The 22,784-nt window shown below is 59.4% G+C and carries 8 protein-coding genes; 6 read left to right on the top strand and 2 right to left on the bottom strand.

The window, feature by feature from the left end:
* The first annotated feature begins 181 nt into the window (after positions 1 to 181).
* From dusB to ACM6IV_RS22010, 6 genes are all read left to right on the top strand, one after another.
* Positions 182 to 1,192: a tRNA dihydrouridine synthase DusB gene (gene dusB, locus ACM6IV_RS22035; RefSeq protein WP_414871624.1), complete on the top strand. Its 1,011-nt coding sequence runs from the start codon at positions 182 to 184 to the stop codon at positions 1,190 to 1,192.
* Positions 1,189 to 1,509, top strand: coding sequence for a DNA-binding transcriptional regulator Fis (gene fis, locus ACM6IV_RS22030; protein WP_003221275.1), 321 nt, complete (start codon positions 1,189 to 1,191; stop codon positions 1,507 to 1,509). Before dusB ends, fis begins: the two co-directional genes overlap by 4 nt.
* Positions 1,510 to 1,592: 83 nt before the next feature.
* Complete coding sequence (gene purH / locus ACM6IV_RS22025; protein WP_414871623.1) at positions 1,593 to 3,200, top strand: bifunctional phosphoribosylaminoimidazolecarboxamide formyltransferase/IMP cyclohydrolase; 1,608 nt, start codon at positions 1,593 to 1,595, stop codon at positions 3,198 to 3,200.
* A gap of 149 nt (positions 3,201 to 3,349) precedes the next feature.
* On the top strand, positions 3,350 to 4,642 hold the full coding sequence (gene purD / locus ACM6IV_RS22020; RefSeq protein WP_414871622.1) for a phosphoribosylamine--glycine ligase: 1,293 nt from the start codon (positions 3,350 to 3,352) through the stop codon (positions 4,640 to 4,642).
* Positions 4,643 to 4,744: 102 nt separating this feature from the next.
* Complete coding sequence (locus ACM6IV_RS22015; protein ID WP_414871621.1) at positions 4,745 to 7,522, top strand: response regulator; 2,778 nt, start codon at positions 4,745 to 4,747, stop codon at positions 7,520 to 7,522.
* A 64-nt stretch (positions 7,523 to 7,586) separates the two neighbouring features.
* The gene (locus ACM6IV_RS22010) at positions 7,587 to 8,183 is read left to right on the top strand and encodes a MarC family protein (protein WP_253498676.1); all 597 of its coding nucleotides are present in this window, start codon (positions 7,587 to 7,589) and stop codon (positions 8,181 to 8,183) included.
* Positions 8,184 to 8,251: 68 nt separating this feature from the next.
* On the opposite strand, the gene ACM6IV_RS22005 is transcribed toward ACM6IV_RS22010, so the two are convergent.
* A complete protein-coding gene (locus tag ACM6IV_RS22005) occupies positions 8,252 to 15,307 on the bottom strand; it encodes a TcdA/TcdB pore-forming domain-containing protein (RefSeq protein ID WP_414871620.1) in 7,056 nt (2,351 codons plus the stop codon).
* A gap of 272 nt (positions 15,308 to 15,579) precedes the next feature.
* On the bottom strand, positions 15,580 to 22,770 hold the full coding sequence (locus tag ACM6IV_RS22000; protein WP_414871619.1) for a TcdA/TcdB pore-forming domain-containing protein: 7,191 nt from the start codon (positions 22,768 to 22,770) through the stop codon (positions 15,580 to 15,582).
* Between the last annotated feature and the right edge of the window lie 14 nt (positions 22,771 to 22,784).

The raw sequence follows: 22,784 nt of genomic DNA, 5'->3' as shown, positions 1-22,784 counted from the left end.
CTGCGTCGCTTTGCAATTGACGGCGGTTTTCTGACTTTGCCACGCACAACCAAACCCGTGGCGATAACAGAATAACTGTTCAGATTTTGTTCAATTCAGCCTTTATCCAGTCATCGAGAGCGGGTATCATGCCAACCCTTTTTCGAACTCTCATGATCCGGCCCCACCTCAGGGAAGTCCTATGTCGGCGGTACGCATCGGCCCATACACATTGCAGAACGGCTTGATTCTCGCCCCGATGGCGGGGGTCACCGACCAGCCCTTTCGTCAGCTGTGCAAGCGTCTGGGCGCAGGGCTTGTAGTCTCGGAAATGGTCACCAGTGACATGAGCCTGTGGAACACCCGCAAGTCGCGCATGCGCATGATCCACGAAGGCGATCCCGAGCCGCGCTCGGTACAGATTGCCGGTGGTGATGCGCAGATGCTGGCGGACGCCGCCCGGGCCAACGTCGAACTGGGCGCGCAGATTATTGATATCAACATGGGTTGCCCGGCAAAGAAGGTCTGTAACAAGGCCGCCGGTTCCGCATTGTTGAAGGACGAAGCACTGGTGACCGAGATCCTGCAGGCCGTTGTGGCGGCGGTTGATGTGCCGGTCACCTTGAAGATCCGCACCGGCTGGGATCGCGACAACAAGAACGGCCTGACCGTGGCGAAGATCGCCGAGCAGGCCGGGATCACCGCGCTGGCAGTGCATGGCCGCACTCGCGCCGATCTGTACACCGGTGAAGCGGAGTACGACACGATCGCCGCGATCAAGCAGGCAGTGTCGATTCCGGTATTTGCCAACGGCGATATCGATTCGCCGGAGAAGGCCCGTTACGTGCTCGACGCGACCGGTGCCGATGGCCTGTTGGTAGGCCGCGCCGCCCAAGGGCGGCCATGGATTTTTCGCGAGATCGAACACTTCCTGCGCACTGGCGAGAAATTGCCGGCACCGGAGTTGATCGAGGTGGAACACATACTGCTGGAGCATCTGGCCGCCCTTCACGCTTTCTATGGGGATGTGATGGGCGTGCGCATTGCGCGCAAGCATGTGGGCTGGTATCTCGCAACCTTGCCGGGCGCCAGGGAGTTTCGCGCCCGTTTCAATCGTTTGGATGGTACGGAAACACAATGCGCCAACGTTCGGGAGTTCTTCGCCGAGCGTTACAAGAGCCTGACAGGGGACGAAGAAGGGGTGGCCGCATGACGATGATGACCGAGACTTTAGTGAGTGGAACAGCACCCGTGAGCGACAACGTGAATTTGAAACAGCACCTCAATACCCCGAGCGAAGAAGGTCAGACCCTTCGCGGGAGTGTCGAGAAGGCGCTGCACAATTATTTCGCCCACCTTGAGGGCGCGTCCGTCACGGATGTGTACAACCTGGTGCTCTCCGAAGTCGAGGCTCCCCTGCTCGAAAGCGTGATGAACTACGTCAAGGGCAACCAGACCAAGGCCAGTGAGCTGCTGGGACTTAACCGCGGCACGCTGCGCAAGAAACTCAAGCAGTACGATCTGCTGTAAGCATTCAATCAAACCAGAAAGGCGCCCGCGTAAAAAACGGTCGCCTTTTTTGCTGACTTCCTTTGCTTTTGATGGAAATTGAGATGACCGACCAGACTACCCGCCTGCCGATCCGCCGCGCCTTGATCAGCGTTTCCGACAAGACCGGGATCCTCGAATTCGCCAAGGAGCTTGAAGCTCTGGGCGTCGAGATCCTCTCCACCGGCGGGACGTTCAAGCTGCTGCGCGACAACGGTGTTGCCGCAGTGGAAGTCGCGGATTACACCGGTTTCGCCGAGATGATGGACGGTCGGGTGAAAACCCTGCACCCGAAAATCCACGGCGGCATCCTCGGTCGTCGCGGTATCGACGACGCCATCATGAGCGAGCACGGCATCAAGCCGATCGATCTGGTGGCGGTCAACCTGTACCCGTTCGAAGCCACCATCAACAAGCCAGGCTGCGACCTGCCGACCGCCATCGAGAACATCGACATCGGCGGCCCGACCATGGTCCGTTCGGCAGCGAAAAACCATAAAGACGTAGCGATCGTGGTGAATGCCAGCGATTACGCCAGTGTGCTCGAAGGCCTCAAGGCTGGTGGCCTGACCTACGCTCAGCGTTTCGACTTGATGCTCAAGGCTTTCGAACACACCGCCGCCTACGACGGCATGATCGCCAACTACATGGGCACCGTGAATCAGGCCGCTGAAACCCTGAGCACTGAAGGTCGCAGCGAATTCCCGCGCACCTTCAACAGCCAGTTCATCAAGGCCCAGGAAATGCGCTACGGCGAGAACCCGCACCAGAGCGCGGCGTTCTACGTGGAAGCCAAGCCTGCCGAAGTCGGCATCGCCACCGCAACCCAACTGCAAGGCAAAGAGCTGTCGTACAACAACGTGGCCGACACCGACGCCGCGCTGGAATGCGTCAAGAGCTTCGTCAAGCCAGCCTGCGTGATCGTCAAGCACGCCAACCCGTGTGGTGTGGCAGTCAGCCCGGACGCTGAAGGCGGCATTCGTCAGGCTTACGAACTGGCTTACGCGACTGACACCGAATCGGCATTCGGCGGCATCATTGCCTTCAACCGCGAACTGGATGCCGAGACCGCCAAAGCGATCGTCGAGCGTCAGTTCGTTGAAGTGATCATCGCCCCGAGCGTCAGCGCAGAAGCCCGCGCCATCGTCGCCGCCAAAGCCAACGTGCGCCTGCTGGCCTGCGGCGAGTGGTCGGCAGACCGCGCAGCCGCGTGGGATTACAAGCGCGTCAACGGCGGCCTGCTGGTACAGAGCCGCGACATCGGCATGATCAGCGCCGATGACCTGAAAGTCGTGACCAAACGTGCCCCGACCGAACAGGAAATCCATGACCTGATCTTCGCCTGGAAAGTCGCCAAGTACGTTAAGTCCAACGCCATCGTCTACGCCAAGAACCGTCAGACCATCGGTGTCGGCGCAGGCCAGATGAGCCGCGTAAACTCGGCGCGTATCGCCGCGATCAAGGCTGAGCACGCCGGCCTGCAAGTCGCCGGTTCGGTGATGGCATCGGACGCATTTTTCCCGTTCCGTGACGGTCTGGATAACGCAGCCAAGGTCGGTATCACTGCGGTGATCCAGCCGGGCGGCTCGATGCGTGACAACGAAGTGATTGCCGCCGCTGACGAAGCGGGCATTGCGATGGTGTTCACCGGCATGCGCCACTTCCGTCACTGATTCAACTCGATCCAAATGTGGGAGCGGGCGTGCTCGCGAATGCAATCTGTCAGTCACAGCTGTTTTGCCTGACACACCGCTTTCGCGAGCAAGCCCGCTCCCACATAAAGCGCTCCAGCAGCGCCTGACAGATTTTTGAGGTTTTTGAAATGAATGTTTTGATCATTGGCAGCGGTGGCCGTGAACACGCCCTGGCCTGGAAAGTGGCTCAGGATCCGCGTGTGCAGAAGGTGTTCGTTGCACCGGGCAACGCCGGTACGGCAATTGAAGCCAAGTGCGAGAACGTCGCCATCGACGTGCTGGCCCTTGAGCAACTGGCCGACTTCGCCGAGAAAAACGTTTCCCTGACGATTGTTGGCCCGGAAGTGCCGCTGGTGGCTGGTGTCGTTGACCTGTTCCGCTCCCGTGGCCTGGACTGCTTTGGTCCGACTGCCGGCGCCGCGCAACTGGAAGGGTCGAAAGCCTTCACCAAGGACTTCCTCGCGCGCCACAAGATTCCGACCGCCGACTATCAGAACTTCACCGAGATTGAGCCGGCCCTGGCGTATCTGCGTGAAAAAGGCGCACCGATCGTGATCAAGGCCGATGGTCTGGCCGCCGGTAAAGGCGTGATCGTTGCCATGACCCTGGCCGAAGCCGAAGACGCCGTGCGCGACATGCTCGCTGGCAACGCTTTTGGTGACGCCGGTTCGCGCGTAGTGATCGAAGAGTTCCTTGACGGCGAAGAAGCCTCGTTCATCGTCATGGTCGACGGCAAGAATGTCTTGCCGATGGCCACCAGCCAGGACCACAAACGCGTCGGCGACGGCGACAGCGGCCCGAACACGGGCGGCATGGGTGCCTACTCCCCTGCCCCGGTCGTGACCGCCGACGTGCACAAGCGCGTGATGGATCTGGTGATCTGGCCGACCGTGCGTGGCATGGCTGAAGAAGGCAACGTCTACACCGGTTTCCTCTACGCCGGTCTGATGATCGACAAGGCCGGTAACCCGAAGGTTATCGAGTTCAACTGCCGCTTCGGCGACCCGGAAACCCAACCGGTGATGCTGCGTCTGCAATCGAGCCTGGTATTGCTGGTCGAAGCCGCACTGGCGCAAGCGCTGGACAAGGTTGAAGCGCAGTGGGACCCACGTCCGAGCGTCGGCATTGTGCTGGCCGCTGGCGGCTACCCGGGCGACTACGCCAAGGGCGCGGCGATCAACGGTCTCGATGCAGCCGCCAGCCTGGAAGGCAAAGTCTTTCACGCCGGTACCGCATTGAAGGATGGCAACGTTGTCACCGCCGGTGGTCGCGTTCTGTGCGCCACCGCCATGGGCGCAAGCGTCGGTGAAGCCCAGCAGCAAGCCTACAAGCTGGCGGCGGCCATCGACTGGGAAGGCTGCTTCTACCGCAAGGACATTGGCTACCGCGCCATTGCCCGTGAACGTGGCGAAAACCTGTAACAAGCTGTCGATCAAGTCCGGCGGGGAGTGCTGTTCCTCGCCGGGCTGTTCCGCCGCCGCGCATCGTTATATTCTGGCATCAACCTACGAAGGGATTTCGCCGTGCGCTGGCTCAGGATTGCCATAAGCTTCACCGTCACGTTGCTGACCTTGCTCTGCATGCTCCCGGCCCAGGCCGCGCAAGGCAGTGGCTGGTCGGTATTGCTCGACGATCAGGGCAATCTGCAACTGAGCGATATCCGCTCCGCTCGCTACACCAATCAATTCAGCCCCATCGACCTTGACCGCCTCACCGCGTCCGAGCCCGATGGCGCCTTGTGGCTGCGCTTCAAACTGGCGCCGGGCAAGCACGAGCAAGTGCTGCGCATCTTTGCTCCCGACCTGTCACAGCTCAATCTCTACGTGCTCGACGGCGACCGGCTGATCGAACAACGCAACACCGGCACCGACCAGCCGCAGGCCGAACGGCCGCTGCCAAGCAGCGACTTCATGCTGCCGTTGCCGCAGAGCGACAAATCCCTCGATGTCTATCTGCGCCTGGTGTCCGACCACCAATTGCGCCCGCACATTACCCTGCAATCGGCCGTGATGAGCGCAGCCAACCACAATCAGACGCTGATCTTCGGCTTACTGTTTGGCTGTCTCGGCATGCTGCTGTTGCACAATCTTGTGCGCTACGCCTATTCCCGCTCGCGCAGCAGCCTGTGGCTGGCGGTCTGCGAAGGCCTGTTGGGCCTCAGCCTGTTGCTGCTGCTCAACCTCGCCGGCCCCTGGCTGCCGAACTGGCATGCGGTGCAGACGCCCGGCGCCTATCTGGCGTTGCTGCTGACGGCACCGGCGGGGTTGATGTTCGCCTATCGCTTCTTCGCCCCGCTTGGCCCGCACCCGCTGAACAAACTGTTGCTGGGCGACATTCTGTTTATCGTGACCTGCAGCCTGTTGCTGCTGTTCGTCAACACCCTGCCGCTGAACATCATCACCTATGCACTGGTGGCCCTGGCCGGCCTGAGCATGTTGTTCGTCGCCTGCTATCACTGGCAGAAGGGCTACCGTCCGGCCCGCCTGTTCGTTGCGGCGATGGTGGTGTTCAACATTGGCACATTGATCATTCTCCCGGCCTTGCTTGGCCTGACACTGGTGTCGCCGCAGGGTCTGATCATGACCCTGATGGCGTTCATCTGCATCAGCGGCTTGTTGATGAGCATCGCCCTCGGCGAGCGTCAGCGCAGCATCACCGAAAGCCGTTTCAGCGTCAGCCGCGACCTCGCCGCGAGCAATGCCGAGATCAACGCCAAGGCCGAGTTCCTTGCCAAGATCAGCCATGAAATCCGTACCCCGATGAACGGCGTGCTGGGCATGACCGAACTGCTGCTGGGTACGCCGCTGTCGGTCAAGCAACGCGACTACGTGCAGACCATCCACAGCGCCGGCAATGAATTGCTGACGTTGATCAACGAGATCCTCGACATCTCCAAGCTCGAGTCCGGGCAGATCGAGCTGGACGACGTGCAGTTCGACCTCAATGCCTTGATCGACGACTGCCTGAGCATCTACCGCGCCAAGGCCGAACAGCAGAACGTCGAACTGATCAGCTTTATCCAGCCACAAGTGCCGCGGGTGATCAGCGGCGACCCGACTCGCCTGCGCCAGACGCTGCTGAGCCTGCTGGAAAACGCCCTGAAAAAAACCGATGAAGGTGAAGTGCTGATCGTCGTCGCCCTCGACGAACGCAGCAGCAAACCACGTCTGCGGATTGCCGTGCAGGACAGCGGTGAACCGATGGAGCAGGAAGAGCGCGACGCGCTGATGCACGCCGAACTGCACAGCAAGCACTTCCTTTCGGCCAATCGCCTGGGCGGCAACCTGGGGCTGGTGATTGCACGCCAGCTGATCCGCTTGATGCATGGCGAATTCGGTATCAAGAGCGGCGCCAATCAGGGCACCACGTTGTGGCTGACCTTGCCACTGGATCCCGATCGTCTCGAACACCCGACCTCGGATCTCGACAGTCCGCTGCAAGGCGCGCGCGTGTTGGTGGTCGACGACAACGACACCTGCCGCAAAGTGCTGGTCCAGCAATGCAGTGCATGGGGGCTGAATGTCAGCGCCGTACCTTCCGGCAAGGAAGCCCTGGCCTTGCTGCGGACCAAAGCGCACCTGCGCGATTACTTTGACGTGGTGCTGCTTGATCAGAACATGCCGGGCATGACCGGCATGCAGCTCGCGGCCAAGATCAAGGAAGACCCGAGCCTCAACCACGATATCCTGCTGATCATGCTCACCGGCATCAGCAATGCGCCGAGCAAGATCATCGCGCGCAACTCGGGGATCAAACGCATCCTCGCCAAACCGGTGGCCGGTTACACGCTCAAGACGACCCTGGCCGACGAACTCAACCAGCGTAACAAAGGTCAGGTGGTGTTCCAGCCGCAAGTGGTCACCCCGGCCACGGCGGCCAAAGTGCCCAGCGATTTCCGCATCCTCGTCGCCGAAGACAACACGATTTCGACCAAAGTGATTCGCGGCATGCTCGGCAAGCTCAACCTGCAACCGGACACTGCCGCCAACGGCGAAGAAGCGCTGCAAGCGATGAAAGCGCAACGCTACGACCTGGTGCTGATGGACTGCGAAATGCCGGTCCTCGATGGTTTCTCGGCGACCCAGCAATTGCGCGCCTGGGAGGTCAGCAATCAACGCATTCGCACGCCGATCGTTGCGTTGACGGCGCACATCCTCGCCGAGCACAAGGAACGCGCCCGCCAGGCCGGCATGGACGGGCACATGTCCAAACCGGTGGAACTGTCGCAACTGCGCGAGTTGATCGAACACTGGGTGGCCGAGCGCGATCAGCAGAATCGCACCACCACGCAACCGTCGTAAGCCGACAGCCTTCTTGACGCCTGTTAGACTCCCCCACGACTTCCCTCGCCAGTGAGCTTGCACCATGCTCCACGTGTTATTCAGCGTTTACCTGAAGATGCTGGTGCTCTACAGCCCGTTCTTCGTGTTGTCCTGCTTCATCAGCCTGACCCGTGGTTACTCGCGCAAGGAACAACGGCGCCTGGCCTGGAAAGTGGCGATCGCCACGCTGATCTCCAGCGTCTTGTTGTACCTGTTCGGGCGAGTGATTTTCGATGTGTTCGGCATTACCGTGGATGCCTTCCGGATTGGCGCCGGCAGCGTGCTGTTCATTTCGGCGCTGGGCATGGCACAAGGCAAATCCGTGGTGCAGAGCGACAATGTGCAACAGGACGTGACCATCGTGCCGCTGACCATTCCGCTGACCGTCGGCCCCGGTACCATCGGCGCCTTGTTGGTGATGGGCGTCAGTCAGCCGCACTGGGACGACAAGCTCACCGCGATCATGAGTATCGCGCTGGCCAGTTTCACGGTTGGCGTGGTGCTGTATCTGTCCAACCGCATCGAGCGGATTCTTGGCGATCAGGGTTTGCAGATCGTCAGCCGCTTGATGGGATTGTTTGTTTGCGCACTGGCAGCGCAGATCATTTTCACCGGGGTCAAAGGCTATCTGGTGCCCTGAACGCGTGTTTTCGAGGGCAAGGTAAAACGCCGCGGACGCTAGTCTCCGCGGCATCTTACTGTTCAGCTTCAGCCTGCGGCAGCCGGCTCCTCCATCAGCGTCTGCAAAGTGACACCGGCACTGCGAACGTTGCCGATCCGCAGTCTGGCTACCACAGCGGACACCGCATGCGACTGCTGCCCTTTCAGGGCGAGGAAGACGTCGCCACGCAGCGCCGGATCCGCCGAGCCGACATCTCGAAAGATCAGGCAGTGCTCGGTGTCCGGATCCACCACCAGAAGACTGTCCTGGACAATCTCGAACAGCAGTTTTTCCGGCGCGTCAAAGTCGCAGATCAGCTTGCCCGGGATGCTCGGCATCTCGCCCAGTGCATGTCGGCAGTCGACGATGATCGAGTCCAGTTTCTGCCAGACCGCTTTCGACAGATGACATGTCGCATGTCCCTGCCCAAGACGCAGCAGCAAGGTATCGACGTCATCGGGAATCAGCGGCAGCAGATCCTCCATCGTCCCTTGCTTCTCAACGGCCAGTACTTGTGCGGTGCGCTGAAGGTAGTCGACCTGCCCGATGCTGTGCATCCCGGGATAGACGCACACCCTGCCTTCACGACGTTCGTGCAACAACACCTGCGCCTGCTGACGGGTGCCGAGAAGCGAAAAATCCTTTGGCAACGCTTCGCCGCTGATCGTCAGCAAGCGGCTGTGGCGCGCGTTGTACCATCGCACGCTGTTCGAGGCAGAGGCCACCTGCACGAACTCGTCATGATCATAGGCATCCAGGAGTTTTTCCAGGGACGCAACCAGAGGCTTATCCTGCGCCGCCACCCATTGATGATTGACCCCGCCGACCACCTCAGCCTCTCGGTAGCGCAGTTTCAGCAACACACCTTCCACGGTCGTGCCCTGTAAACCTGCGCCATCCGCCACCACGTCGGCAAAACGCCAGCCGGCCCACTCCTGCTCCGGTTCCGGCAGTACTTCGCGGTGCAACAGTTTCGAACCTGCGCCGAACGCCCGCTCCAGTTCCGGCGGATCAATGAACCTCTGGCTCAAGATGGCCCCGCTGGAAAGATCGAACAGCCAGACGGCCTGATGGTCCGGTGTCATACCGAGCAGACGCACTTCCCGGTTGTGGCCCAGATCGCACAACAGGAGGCGCTCATTGACGAACCAGGCGTTCAGGTTGCCATCATCGGTGGCATTGCGCAGTCCGACAATTGCAAAACGGTTGATCGAATAGCGCTTGGCGATCGGCTCCAGCGCCAACCACCATTGCGCGCGATCCTTGAGCCAGCGCTGGCCAACGCCTCCCAGTTGCAACTCACCCTGCGGGGTCAGATTGAAGAATCGTCCGGCTTCGTCCAGCACCAGGTAACCGTTCGCCACGGCCACTACCTGCGCCAGCTGCTCGGGCTCGATCCAGCGGTGAAGCCATTGCGATCGGCCCCTTACTCCGGTTCGCTGCAGACGGCACAGCGTCTGGTCGAGGCGGTTGTAAATTACAAACAGGTCGTGCTCATCCGCTAGCGATACAAGCACCAGATCGGTCATGTTCTTGATCGAATCATTCCAGCCACGGGCATGACGTGGCTGCGGCAGTGGATGAATCAGCAGGCGATCGCGGCTGCGCACCCAGACCATGTCGCGCCGGCTCTGGCTGTATTTCCAGCACACCGCGACGTAGGCCGCTGGCTGCCAGTCGGCGGTGATCACGCCGTCCCGTTCAGCGAAAGGATGAAGCAGCGTGTAGTGTCCCAGTAGCGTTGACCAGTCGCCCAGCGTTTCGCTCAGGAACACCTTTTCCTGCAGATCTGTACGCAGGTCATGAGTGACGGAGCACAGCTGCAATTGGCCCTGATGCAGCAGGTAGCTGAACGTGCGCGGCCCTTGAGGACCGGTGACCGTCTGTTCGAAATGAATCACGCCACTGGCGTCCGTCGTCATGGCGCCAATCGTGTTGGTGCCCTCGGTCAGCAGTAACCGGTAGCGAGAGCGGATCAGCCCACTGATGGCGTCGACCTGCCAGATATCGAAACTGTCCGCCACGTAAAAGTACGCATAGCCGCCGGTCACCAGCGCCAGTTGCGCGTCCTCGGCAGCCTCGTCGCGATCGTTGCGCAGATACAGAAACCGTTCCTCCCTGGCGTCATACCATGCCGTGGTCTGGCGCGGCTGTTGCGGTGATTCGAACGGGATCGGCCACTCATGCACCGGCGTATAAGGCAGCGCCAGGCGATGTTCCCGGGCCAGGTCCTTGTAATGCAGGAGCAATGCCTGCTCATCCAGCCCGACCGGCGCACTCTGTTCGACAATGTCCAGTTGAAGCTTGACGTGGTCGACACTGAACAGCTGGTGATCGGCCGTACGAATCAGCAACGCATGGCGGCCCTTGCCGGACAAGCGCACCGGCACGTCGCCGATGTGCAGATCACCGAAACGCTCGATCCGAATGTCACTCTCATGGGCCCAGCCAGCCTGCAGCACCCAGCGGCTCGCCAAGTGAGCGGGGGACTGCAACTCGATGCCAACGCCCGGATTCAGTAACAGCGTGCACGACGCGCCGGCGCTGGTGATCTTGTACGCCACCTTGTTGTGCCAGGCCGCCGGCACGGTCGGCACCACCAACGTGCGCTCAATCTTGTCGAGCTGAATGTCGATGACGGTCTCGCGGTAATCGGGAAACAGACGATGCAGGATGTATTCGGAAGGAAATGAATAGAACGAAAACAAGAACAGCCACTGTCCGTTCGCTTGGCGTTTTTCCAGGCGTCGAGCGATGTCGAAGCCTCGATCATGGCGCTCGTTGGCAAACGGCAATGCCTTGTACTCGTACCCATAACAGGTGAGTGGCGTGCACGGCAGCACAATGACCTGTCCGGCCAGCGGTGCGAACGTGGTTTGCCCCGGCAAGCTCAGATGCTGGCGCAGATTGATCGCGCGGTCATAGTCCGGGTCGTAGTCCGGTACGCCAAAGTGATCGCGCAACGGGTAAAGCTTCGGGCTGTCGAGCAGCATCTGCCCGGCCATCAGATCAATGCTCTTGACGATCAACGCCGGGCGCGGGACCCACGCGCCAACCGACGTATCGAAGCGGTAACCGAGGCGGTGATGGGCTTCCACCAGATCCGCAAAAAAATCACCAACGGCCTGGGCATCGCGTGCGATTCCGGCAAAGCCCTGGGCCAGCGCCGCGACGCCAACCGCCAGCCCGCCAAGGATCACCCCGGCGCCGCCCAATACCGCTGCTGCCGTGGCTGCACCGGTGGCCGCGGCGCCAATACCGGCAGCCGTCAACGCCAGACTGGCAGAGTCAAACGCCAGCTGCGTGCCGAATTGTGCCCGCTCGACGCCATCCTTTGCCGTCGCGAGCTGATAGACATCGAAGCCGACATTGGCCAGCCCCAACAACGCACCGACGCCCTCGTTGGCGACATGGCCCAATGCTTCGGCGACCAGCGGACCGCTGGTGCGGGCAATAAGCTTTTCTTCATTGAGCGCTGTGCGCACCAGACGAACCAGACCGACCGCATCGACGATATTGCCATGCACCAATTGCGCGTAGTTGACGTAGGCGTGCAGACGTACAGCGGTGGTCAATGTCCGCCCTTCACCTTCGCGGTCGCGTAACGCGTTCATCAAGGCCTGAATCGAGAACCCGGCGTTGAGGGTATGCACACTGGCCACTTCGGTCGGATCCGGCACGCCAATGACCGGCCGGGGTTTACGCGCCAGAGTGGTGAACAGTTCCGAGAGGTGATTCTTGATCCGCAGCAAGCGGTGATCTTCACTCAGCACCTCGATCGTCTGTTCGGGGTTGCTCGGGTCGATAAGATGTATCCGGTATTTGCCTTCAGCGGTGACCTGCAGTGTTTCGAACAAGGGCACCAGAGGAGTGGCCGAAGGATGCAGTTCCTGTAACGCAGACGTGGTGTGGGCAATCTGCTGCGCCCACCAGTGACTGTCCAGCCCAAGCAGGCTGGCCCCCAGATGGGCGTTCTCGACCAGCGATCGCCCATGCGCACTGTTCAGGCGTTGCCGCAGGGTTTGCGCGGGTTGCTCCGGCAACGGATCGTCAGTCAGCAGCATGGCCACATTGAATTCGCCGGGCAGCGTCAACGCTGCCACGCGTTCGCCGTGCAGGTGGACCACATCGAAGGTCGGCCGTGCCTCAGTTCCGTAGGCGGCGTAGTACCTGGCCATGCTCAGGCTGAGGAAAAAATCCTGCAGCGCCGCCTGGAACGAGGCGGCATTCTCGAACCCGAACAAACCGAAATTGGGATCATAAAAATGATAAATGACCCGTTCACCCTCGACGGTTTTGGCAACCAGCATGGAATGATTGTCAGTGTTGAGCAGCAACGTGCGGGTGCCGGCGTGCTGCTCCAGATGGGCAGTGACTTGCGCAAGATTCGCGCGATCGAGGAACGTACCGACCTCACTCAACTGTGTGTCCTGCAATTGTTCCAGCGCCCAGATGAAGCTGATCGAGTCGGGCTGTTTCGGCGCGGCGACGGCCATAAAGAAGCGCTCGCGCAGGAGGGCATTCGCCTTGCCGCCCTGGGTCATGGCCGCACTCATCATCAGCGCCAGCGGTAAACAACGTCCACCAATGGCTTCACCGTGACTGTCGAGCAGCAGATCCTGAGGCACCGACTGGACGCTGCCCTGGTTATGGAACTGGCCAAGCACTTGACCCACTCGCTCATTGACCTGCAGCTGATGCTCAAGGATCGCTGTCTTCTCGATCTGCGCGACCTGTCGCCCCCATTGCTGCATGGTCATGGCGGTTTTCATCGCGTTTTTTTTCAGGCTCAAGGTGTTGTCCTCGACCCCCGCCAACTCGCCAGCCGTATCGGCCAGCGCCTGCTTGAATGCCGTCGCTGCGGTTCGGTACAGCTGCCGCTCAATCGCCGCGTAACGGCCCGAAGCGCCAAGATCCCGCAGGCTGTTGGCGAGGTTGTCGAGTTCGCCGACGTGCTTGATGAAGCTCTGCGTGTCCAGCGAATCAATGCCCAGCAGCACGCCAAGCGCCAGCCGCTGTTGGGGACTGACTTGAACCAGATCCAGTTCGCCATGGCCCATCGCGCTCAGCACCTCGTCCAGCCCGAGGCTCTGCACCCGGGCATCGCTGAGGGACGCCGGAGCGATCATTCGGGCTGGCTGCAACCTGATCGACTGGCGGTCTTCAAACGTCAGCGGCAGCGGTTTCTCGAAAGTAATTGCCCCATCATGACCCCGACGCATCGCGTCGACGAACGGTTCGCCGAGCCCATCGACCAGACGCTGCAACACATCGGTCAACAGCACCTCGCGCTCTTCGATCACCGGCCAGCCCTGTTCGAACATAAGGGTCGAACCTTTTAACAACTGCGCGATGTCACCCTGGTAGTGAGCCTGGTATTGACCTTGTTGCCAGCGCGCCTGCTCGTCCTCGACCCATTGGAAGGGGTCGGTCCCGTTGTCTTTCCAGGAGTGATCCAGTTCTTCTTCGGTGGCGCGATTGACCGAGGCATAACGCGCAATCGCCGCTTCCGTGAAAATCCTGTCGGCGTGCTCGGGCGTCAAATGCGCCTTGGCATAGTCCCCCATGGCATCGCGCAACGCACCGGGGCCGGTCAGGTAGATGGTGCCCTCGCTCTGCCGACGGATGCCGTCACTGAAGTAGGTCACGGCGGCTTTGGCCAGAAACCCGGCGAAAATTTCTTCCCGATCGGATAACTGCTGCAGAGGGCCGTAGGTTTTCTCCAGGTGGGCGAGTGCCAGCGGCATCAAAGCCTCCACATCGGTCAAGGCAATGGCGCCCCGCGCAGCGGAACGATGGAGGCTATCGACCAACTCATAGTTGAACCGCACTCGCTCAATGAAAGCTTGCAACGTTGCCGATCCGGCGTGGGCCATCAGGAAAGCATTTGTCAAAGAGCTGCCTTCGGCGACGGCCCGCAGCACAAACGGCCGGGTCATCCGGTCAGTCGGTGCCTGAAAAACCTGACTCAACGCAGGTCGGCTTTCGGCAAAGGCCAGCAGAGCCTCCCGGTGCTCTACAGGAATTTGCTCGAAATAACTGCTGGAAAGCGGCCGTCCCGGCATCCACTCGGGATTGTGATTGAGCAGCAACTGCAAAATGCCCAGGCGGGCATCGACGCCCAACCCGTCCAGATCGATGCCCGCCAGATTCTTTACCAGCGGCGGTAGATTATCGACATCGGCATAACTGCCACTTTCGCGGTACAGCACCTCGGCACGCACCACATCGGACGCCGCCGCCAGATTGCCGCGCAAACGCATCTCTTGCTCGTAGATATCCTGCAACTGCAACGGCGCCACTGCCCCGTCGAGATCGCGCAGTTGCAGGTTCGCGCCGGCAATCGCCTGCACGCTGCTGAGATTGCGCTCCCTTAGCGCTTGCAGTTCTGCACGATCCTGACCGTAGGCGCGAGTCAACAGATCGATTCGCGCATCATCGGCCGATTCACCGTTGGCCACGGCCGCGTTGAGGTGCGCAAACATTTGTTGCTTCAGAACAATGGCCCGCTCTTCGTACAACGTCGCCAGTGCATCCTCGGAGATCGTCTGGCCGGCGACTTTGTGCAATGCATCGGCCTTGGCCGACTCGACGATCAGCTTATTGGTCTGATAAGCGAGCAATGCATCGCTGTCGTACCACAGGTTTAGCGTATACCCGTGTTCGGCAAGCACCTGCTTCCAGACATTGAGGTAATCACGTTGAATGGCGCCGACGCCGCCACCGAGCCAGACGAAATGCATAGTCTTCGGCACGGCCGTGGGTTCGGTACGGATCAGCGCGAGACTGGACTGAACACGGGACTCAAAGCCCTCGATCCGGTCGTGGATCCGTGACAAATCCGCAGTGCCCGCCTCCACCGGCTCCAGATCGCGCCGCACCCGCCGGGTATCCGGTAACTGCTCCAGGGTCTGCCGTAACAACCGCAACGGTTCAAGTAACTGTTGCGCATCCGTGGCCGCTACGCAGCCGGCGTAGTAACGCAACAGCGCATCATATTGCACGCTGTTCTTGTGGGCTGACAGCGCCTGTTCCAGATCTGCCAGCTTCAACAGCTGAGCAAAATTCACGAAATTATTATCAAGCGTTTCAATATTTTTCATAACGTTCGAATTCCTGCCGGTTAAACAACCAGAACGCAAACTAGCGTTGGAAAAAACCAAACTCAAACCGCTTGAAATTCAAATGTTTTCGATACAAAAAACTATTTAAAAGTCGTAACCACTGACATCTTTATATGTCTGCCACCTCATATTTCCTCGCGCTTCGACGCCAGCAATCACTGGACCGCAGCAGCCTTTTCTGAATCATTGAAAAACAAAGGGCCGTGAACTTTTTGTTCACAGCCCTTTGCGCTTTCATGTCACAGAATTATTCAGACGAGTGTCTCAAGTACATCTGCCACGTTAATAGTCGTTTTATCTTGGGCAGCCTGCGCCAGTCCTGCCAGCCACTGCTTCACAGTAAATGCACAGTTACGCCCCTGATACTGAACTTCAATTTGCAACGGCAGATCCGGTTCGTCGTTTCGCGGTTGCGCATCACGCACAATCAAACTGCGCACACTGTCGGGATCGGTGAACAACAGATGCCCGTCGACCAGCGACATCAACAGGTTTGCGCTGAGTTTCAGGTCAAGCGTCAGCGTTTTCAGGTGCAGGCTTTCACTGCCCGGCGCACGGCGTGAATTGATCACAAGGCAATCGAGCCGCTGCCAGATATCGTCCGTCAGTCGGTAATCGTGCAGTTCGGCACCGAATGTCAGCACCAGTTGGTCGACGCCATCAGGCAGTACAGTGGGCAAATCAAACGACTTTTCGCCCGTTTCAATCGACAAGACCTCACCTTCCCGCTGTGCATGACGGACGGTCGTCCAGACGAGTTCAGCAAATCCCGGGATGAAGACTCGGTTGAACACCCGGCCATCATCCGGGCCGAACAGTACCAGCACCGATTCGCCACGATTGCCAAGAACCACCGGCCACTGGCCGTCGGCCCGCCCGGTCAGGTCAAAGAAGCGATCCAGTTCGGCGGCGTAATACTGAAAGCGATCCCCGGTGTTTTCCACCGGCAATACCGGCGCATGAGGGTGGCCTTCCAGCAGCGCTTTCAGGCGCGCCTGCAACTGCTCGCGAGACTGATCGGGCGCGTTCCACCAGCGGTTTTCCACGCTGACAATTCGCCCTGGCTGGCGATCCGGCAATTCGACATTCACCCCTTCGCGTGTTTGCCCCAGCAACCCCTGGCCCTGCGGCTGCACTTGGGTAAACGACCATTGCGACCAGACTTTTTCGCTCTTGGGCAATAGTGCAGGGAATCGCAAACGAGCACCGGACGCAAAGGCTGCGCGCAGCGACTCGATGGCCACCAGCGGCTGTCGATACAACTGGCCTGCTGACACTTCCAGCAGCCAGACCGCTTGCTTGTCGGGGGTCCGGCCCAGCAATCTCAGTTCCTTGCCTTGAGCGAAATCCGCCACCGCGATTTTTTCATCGACGCACCACGCGGCCAGAAAGCCATTACCGGATACGTTGGCCAGACCGATGATCGGGAAAGGCGTCGCCTTGTATTCCTTGGCCAACGCGGGCAGGGCGGTCAGCCAGTCAGGGTTGTGCTGCAGCCATTGCTGGCCGACGCCGACGAACTTCAAAACGCTCGGTTTATCAGGCTGCGTCATCCACTGATAATCGCTGCGGTTGATATTGACGTCGATCTCATATCCCGCCTCCAGAGGACCGGCAGGCGGCACATCGCCCAGGTCGATTTCGTACAGGCGCCCATTGCTCTTGGTCGCGATGTAGTGCCCGGCCGTCTGGGTGACCTCGACCACCTCACGCTCGATCACCACATTTTTGAATTCACCGATTTTGGGCTCGATACCGCGACTGACCGTCTGAGCCTTCTTGTTGTAAAAGATTATCCCCGCGCGTTCAGCGGCGGACGGCATCAGCAACAGCAACTCCGGGGCGCCACCCTCACTCGCATGGAAGCGTCTGGCCGTGCGTTTGCTGTGCCAGGAGCGATCCCGCAAGCCTTCCAGCACATAGCCACTGACGACGACGAAGGGCGCAAAATCCCATGAACTGATACCGGCGGCCATGCCCGGGGTTTCATCCTTGAACGCCATAGGCAGGCCGAAGGAGTTCAGGTCAATACGCCGCGAGTACCTGTAATTGTGCTGGAGCGACGAGATCTTGATGCCCGTCATCTCGACAACTTGATCGGCTATCCGGTACTCCAGTGTCGTCTCGTCTTCCGTGACCTCGGTACTCAACGGCAAATACTGCGAGACATGCAAACTACCGTCGGCGGATTGCAGGCAGCCGACGATTTTCGAGCCGGTCGCGGGGTTCATCAAACGATAGCGATGCACTACGCTGCCGGTCATCGCATCGACCTGCCAGACCGTTGCATGATCCGGATGGTAAAACCACGCATGACGGGCACTGACACCGCCCAGTAGCAGGCCCTGATTGACCTCGGCGGGGAGATTACGCGGGTACAGCAGGCGATTTCCTGCTACGTCAAACCAGGCGGTAGTCACGACGTCATTCCCCGTCGTGGTAAAGGGAACCTTGAATTTGTACAACGGCACATACTGCGTAGCCAATCGCCGCTCGCGTGCCTGTTTTCGCACAAAGGCCAGCACCTTGCGCAGGTCGTCGATCTTCTCACCGTCAGATTTGCTCACTCCCCAGACTCGCGCCTCGTCTCCGGACTCGGTCAGCGTGACCGACACAAGATCCAGGCTGTTATCCGACCAGCCGATCCGGAACAGCCCTTCGGCGAGTTCGATCAACCCGTCGAAGGCATTCAACTCCATGCCATCGACAATCAGTTGACCATCGCCATCATCGTTCTCCCACAACGGCCCCCGGAAGACGACCTGGTCAAGATGGACCCAAGGTGCCTGCACCACCCACTTCGCATTGCCATACAACCTCACCGCCAACAGTCCCGGTGTCAACCGGACCTGGTATTGCCCTGTCGGCGCGGTGATTGCGTAGGAGAGTTTGTTTCTCCACTCTTGCGGCAGATCCGGTACCAGCAACTGCCGTATCCGGTGGTCCAGTTGCACGCTGATATTTGTCGGTTTATAGGCCGGGTGCAGTTTGTAGAGGATGTGTTTGAGCGGCCCTGGCTGGCTGTGCAGGTAGAACACTCGTTGACCTTGCCCGTCATATTCCAGCTTGTCCGCCGCACTGTCGCGCAGCTGTGGATAACGGGTGAACACCACGTAATTGCCGTCCTGGTCGTAAACATCTTCACTCGCGCTGGCGGGCTCCAGTTGCTCTCCGGGCATGGGTTCATATTTGTGGCCCGTGCCGCCCACCTGATACTCATAGCCGTAATAGCAAATCGGTGTGCACGGCAGCACCACGGCGTGCAGTTCATCATCCTGAAAATCGTGAATTCGACTGACCTCGGGCAAGCCCAGCGCCTTGCGGATATCAATCGCGTTGTGAATTTCCTGCGGATCATCGTTGTATTGCGGCAATTCCAGCGCACCGCCCTTCCACGGGAAAAACTTCTGACTGTCGAAGCGCACTTCCCTGCTCGACAGATCCAGGTGGGTGATGACCGCCTCTGGCAGAAACTGCAGTACACCGTTGCGATCGGTGTACACCTCACGATAAGCATTTTGAATGTCGCGCAAATGGTTGCCGACCGCCGTGGCCTTGTCCTTGATCTGCCCCAGGTTGCTGGCGATCGCGGTGACGCCGATGCCGATACCCAACAGCGGAACCGACAGGAACGCCGCTGCCGCACCCGCCGCCCCGCCAGCGGCCAGCGCCACTACATCCAGGCCCAGAGCCGCGACGTTGAACGCCAGCGAGGTGGAAAACCGCGAGCGCTGTTCATGGTTTTGCGCCACCGACAGGTTGTAGATATCGAAGCCGATATTGGCCAGGGAAAACGCAAAGCCGACGCCCGTCGCCGCCCGGCTGAGCAATCGCCCGGACAGCGAGGCCTGGCGCAGAGCCTGCTCACCGGCCACAGCCTGACGCACCAGGTTGACGATCTGCAGCGTATCACTGACCACCCCGAACCCCAGCTGCGCATAACTGACGTACACCTGAACCTGCAGCGCAACCGACAGCGCCGGTACCGGGTCGCCAGCGGCATAATCGCGCTGACGCATTTCGGTGATCAGGGTCTGGATGGCAAAGGCAAAACTCAATCGACTGCCACCGTCGGCCTCACCCACGGCGCCCGGTTTACCGGCGGCAACTTGCACCAGCCGGCTGATATGCTTTTTGACCCTGCCGAAACGCGCATCGCGGGTATCGACCTCCAGAGTCGTTCGCGGATTGCGCGAGTCCACCAGCGTCACGCGGTAGCCGCCTTCAGGCTTGACTTTGACGGTCTCCAGTAACGGCAGGTACTCACGCCCCACGTTGTGCTCGGTGCGCAGCCGGGTGGTGGCCTGATTGAGTTCGCCGGCCCAGTAACGCGCATCCACTTGCGCCAGACTGAAACCCATCCGCGCGTTGTCATTGAGCGAGCGCGTCCGGGCGACAACTTGTTTCTCCCAGACGGTGGTGGTTTGCAGGTCGGCAACGGGGCCGTTCTGCACAAATGCGTCCACTCGCAGATTCGACGACAACACCTTCTCGGCAATCGCCGTGGTGTTCAATTCGATGACATTGAATCGTGGCAGGGCTTCGTCACCCAGACCGTACAGCCGGGCGATTTCGCTGTGGTTATCGCGCAGGTAGGCCTGCATGCCCTGCGTGAGTTGCTCGACCGCGGAAAATCCGTAGAGCGCAAAGTTGGGATCATAAAAACGATAGACCGTGTCACTTCCCACGTTGACCTTTGCCACCAGCAGCGCGTGGTTGCCGGTATCCAGCAACATTACGGCAGGCGCGGTCTTGCCCTCGAGCGTCCGTCCAATGCTTTGCAGATCCAGTGTGCCCCGGGCCGTTCCCACTTCGGTGAACGGAGTGGCATGCAGCTCATCCAGCGCCAGCAGCAGGGCTCGCGAATCGGCATCGTCCGGCGCCAGACTGGTGTTGGCCACCCGGCCGATCAGCGCGCGCTCGGCTGCCTCACCAGCGGGCAACGCCGCCGCCATCAACAGCGCCAGCGGATAGCAGCGACGGCCCGGGTCACCGACTGTTGTTTTCAACAGACCTTGCGGAATCTGTCGGGAGGAAATGGCACCGGCTTTTGCAAGCGCATGACTGACCAGCCTGCCGCGGTTGAGAATTTGTCTGTGATACTCACGCTGCGCGGTGCGGTTGATCTGTCCGATGTGCTGGCCCCACTGTTTCAACGTCAGGGGTTCATTAAAGGCATGAATCTTCAGTTCACGGGACGATTGCGTCGTCGACACCTCACTGCGTTGGAGGCCGGCCTCGAACGCCGGCCCTTGATGCTGACGCAGTACTTGCTCGATGGCGTTATAACGGGCAAACAGACCGCCTGCGCCGGTTTCCGTGGCGAGCTTCACAGCCGCTTGCCAAGCACCGGCAAAACCTGCGGTATCCAGGCGGTCAGCGGCAAATATTGCGCCAAGCATGACGCGCTGGCGCGGACTCAGGTGTTCGGCAGTCAGTTTGCCGCTGGCCAGATGTGTCAGCAGTTCGTTGAGGTTGCGGGTGGATTCGGCACCGAGAGAAACCGGCAGGGTAGTATCCGTTTGCGCGAGGATTTGCTCACGGACATCGAAGCCGATCGAGAAAGCTGTATCGAACCGGACATCGCCGCTCAACTTGTCCGCCATGGCACGAATGAACGGTTCTCCGAGATCGTCCATCAACTGCTGCAACACTGTCGTCAACAATACCGGCTTGCCTTCGATGACGGGCCAGCCTTGTTTGAAGGTCAGGGTGCGGTCGTTGAGCAGTTGATTCAGGTCGGCGCCGTAACGGGATTTGAGTTTGCCGTCCTGCCATTTTGCTTTCTCGTTTTTAAGCCACTCGTCAGAGTCGGCTCGAATGGTCCAGCCCGATATCGTTTCTTCTTCGGTGTGGTAGTTGAAGCCTGTGGTTAATGCCAAGTGGTCTCTGACTTTATAAATATCGGCAGAATGAAGATTTTTTTCGATGTAGTCGAATACGCCGTTGACCGCTGCGCCTGGCCCTGTAAGGGTGATGGTGCCCCCGGCGTCTACCCGAATGCCGTCCGCATAATAGTTGGCTACTGCGTTGGCCAATCCGTTTAGAGCGCTCTCGACCAAAGGAGTCAGTTTTCCCGCTGCCTTTGTTTCGTCAGCCAGTTTATGAGCCAACACACCAATGCCATCCAGATCCGACATAACAATACCGGCGGCGGCAGCCCTCTTTTCAACCTCGTATATAAAATCGTAGTTGAACCGAATGATCTCCATGATAGATAGAGTCATGCGGCTCTCAGGCTGTGCAATAAAGTGGGCATTCATGTCCCGGCCCATGCGAAAACCATCACGCGGGGCGCTTACGTCTTGCGGCGCGATGAACAGTTCATGAATACCAGGCTTACTTTTGGCAAATATTGTCAAAGCATCTTTGTGCTCGACTGGAATACTCTGCGTTCGATCTGCATAACGCTGTCGATCACGTCCAGGCATCAGCGCTTCATCATGATTGAGAAATAATTGCAGAACACCGATTTTCTGAGTCTGGTTATAGCCGCTTATATCTACGCCACCCAGTCTGTCGAGCAGGGGCGGCAGATAATCCACGTCACTGTAACGCCCACCTTCCAGGTACTCGGCCTGCAAACGCACGACATCGCTCGCCGCCGCGAAATTGCCGCGCATGGCCACTTCCCGTCGATAGACATCCGCTAAGAAGTGACCGGAGAATTCCTGCTTGACGTCACGCAACTGCAGGTCTGATCCCGCCATCTCTCGATGAGTGTCCAGACACTTCTGGCGAAACGCCTCCAGCGTCACTCGATCCTTGCCGTAGGCCCGAACCATCAGGTCAATACGCGCCTCATCCGCTCGACCAGACCATCGTGCCTCATTTAGATATTCGAACATTTGCTGTTTCAACACTCGAGCCCGACTTTCAATCATAGATGCCAACTCAAAGGGCTTGGCAACCCGATCGCCCCCAGCCTCCATCGCGTGAACCCTGGCACTGTCGAGAATCACCCGGTTCATTTCGAAGGCCAGCAACGCATCGCTGTCGTACCACAAGTTGAATGTGTAACCCTGCGGCTCGAGCACCTGGCGCCAGATATTCATGTAATCACGTTGAATAGCTCCGACTTCACTGCCGCCGACCCAGACGAAATGCATGATTTTCGGCACAGGGGTGGCGGTTCCCGACAACATCCTCACCGTGGCCGAGAGCCGGGAAATATAACGCTGCAGATCAACGTTTATGTGGTCAACAGTAATAGGGACAGGGGTAGTTTTTTGCTTGAGCAATGCAACGAGTTGCTCTTGGAACAAACTTGCCAACTTCAATTTCTCATTCAGCTGGACCGCTTGCTCAACATCTCGATAATACTGGGCAAGCGCCTTGTACTCTGCGGATGCAGAAAACTCGCTCAGCACCTTCGACAACACCGAGAACTCTTGAGCAGAAACAAACTCGCGCCCACCAACGTCACTTCCTTTAAACGCCATATCCTTTCACTTCC

Origin of the sequence: Pseudomonas sp. IT-347P (genome assembly GCF_949768005.1) — a bacterium.
In the GTDB taxonomy this organism is placed as follows: Bacteria; Pseudomonadota; Gammaproteobacteria; order Pseudomonadales; family Pseudomonadaceae; genus Aquipseudomonas.
The sequence above is the reverse complement of the archived record's forward strand: the minus strand, read 5'-3'. Positions and strand labels throughout refer to the sequence as shown.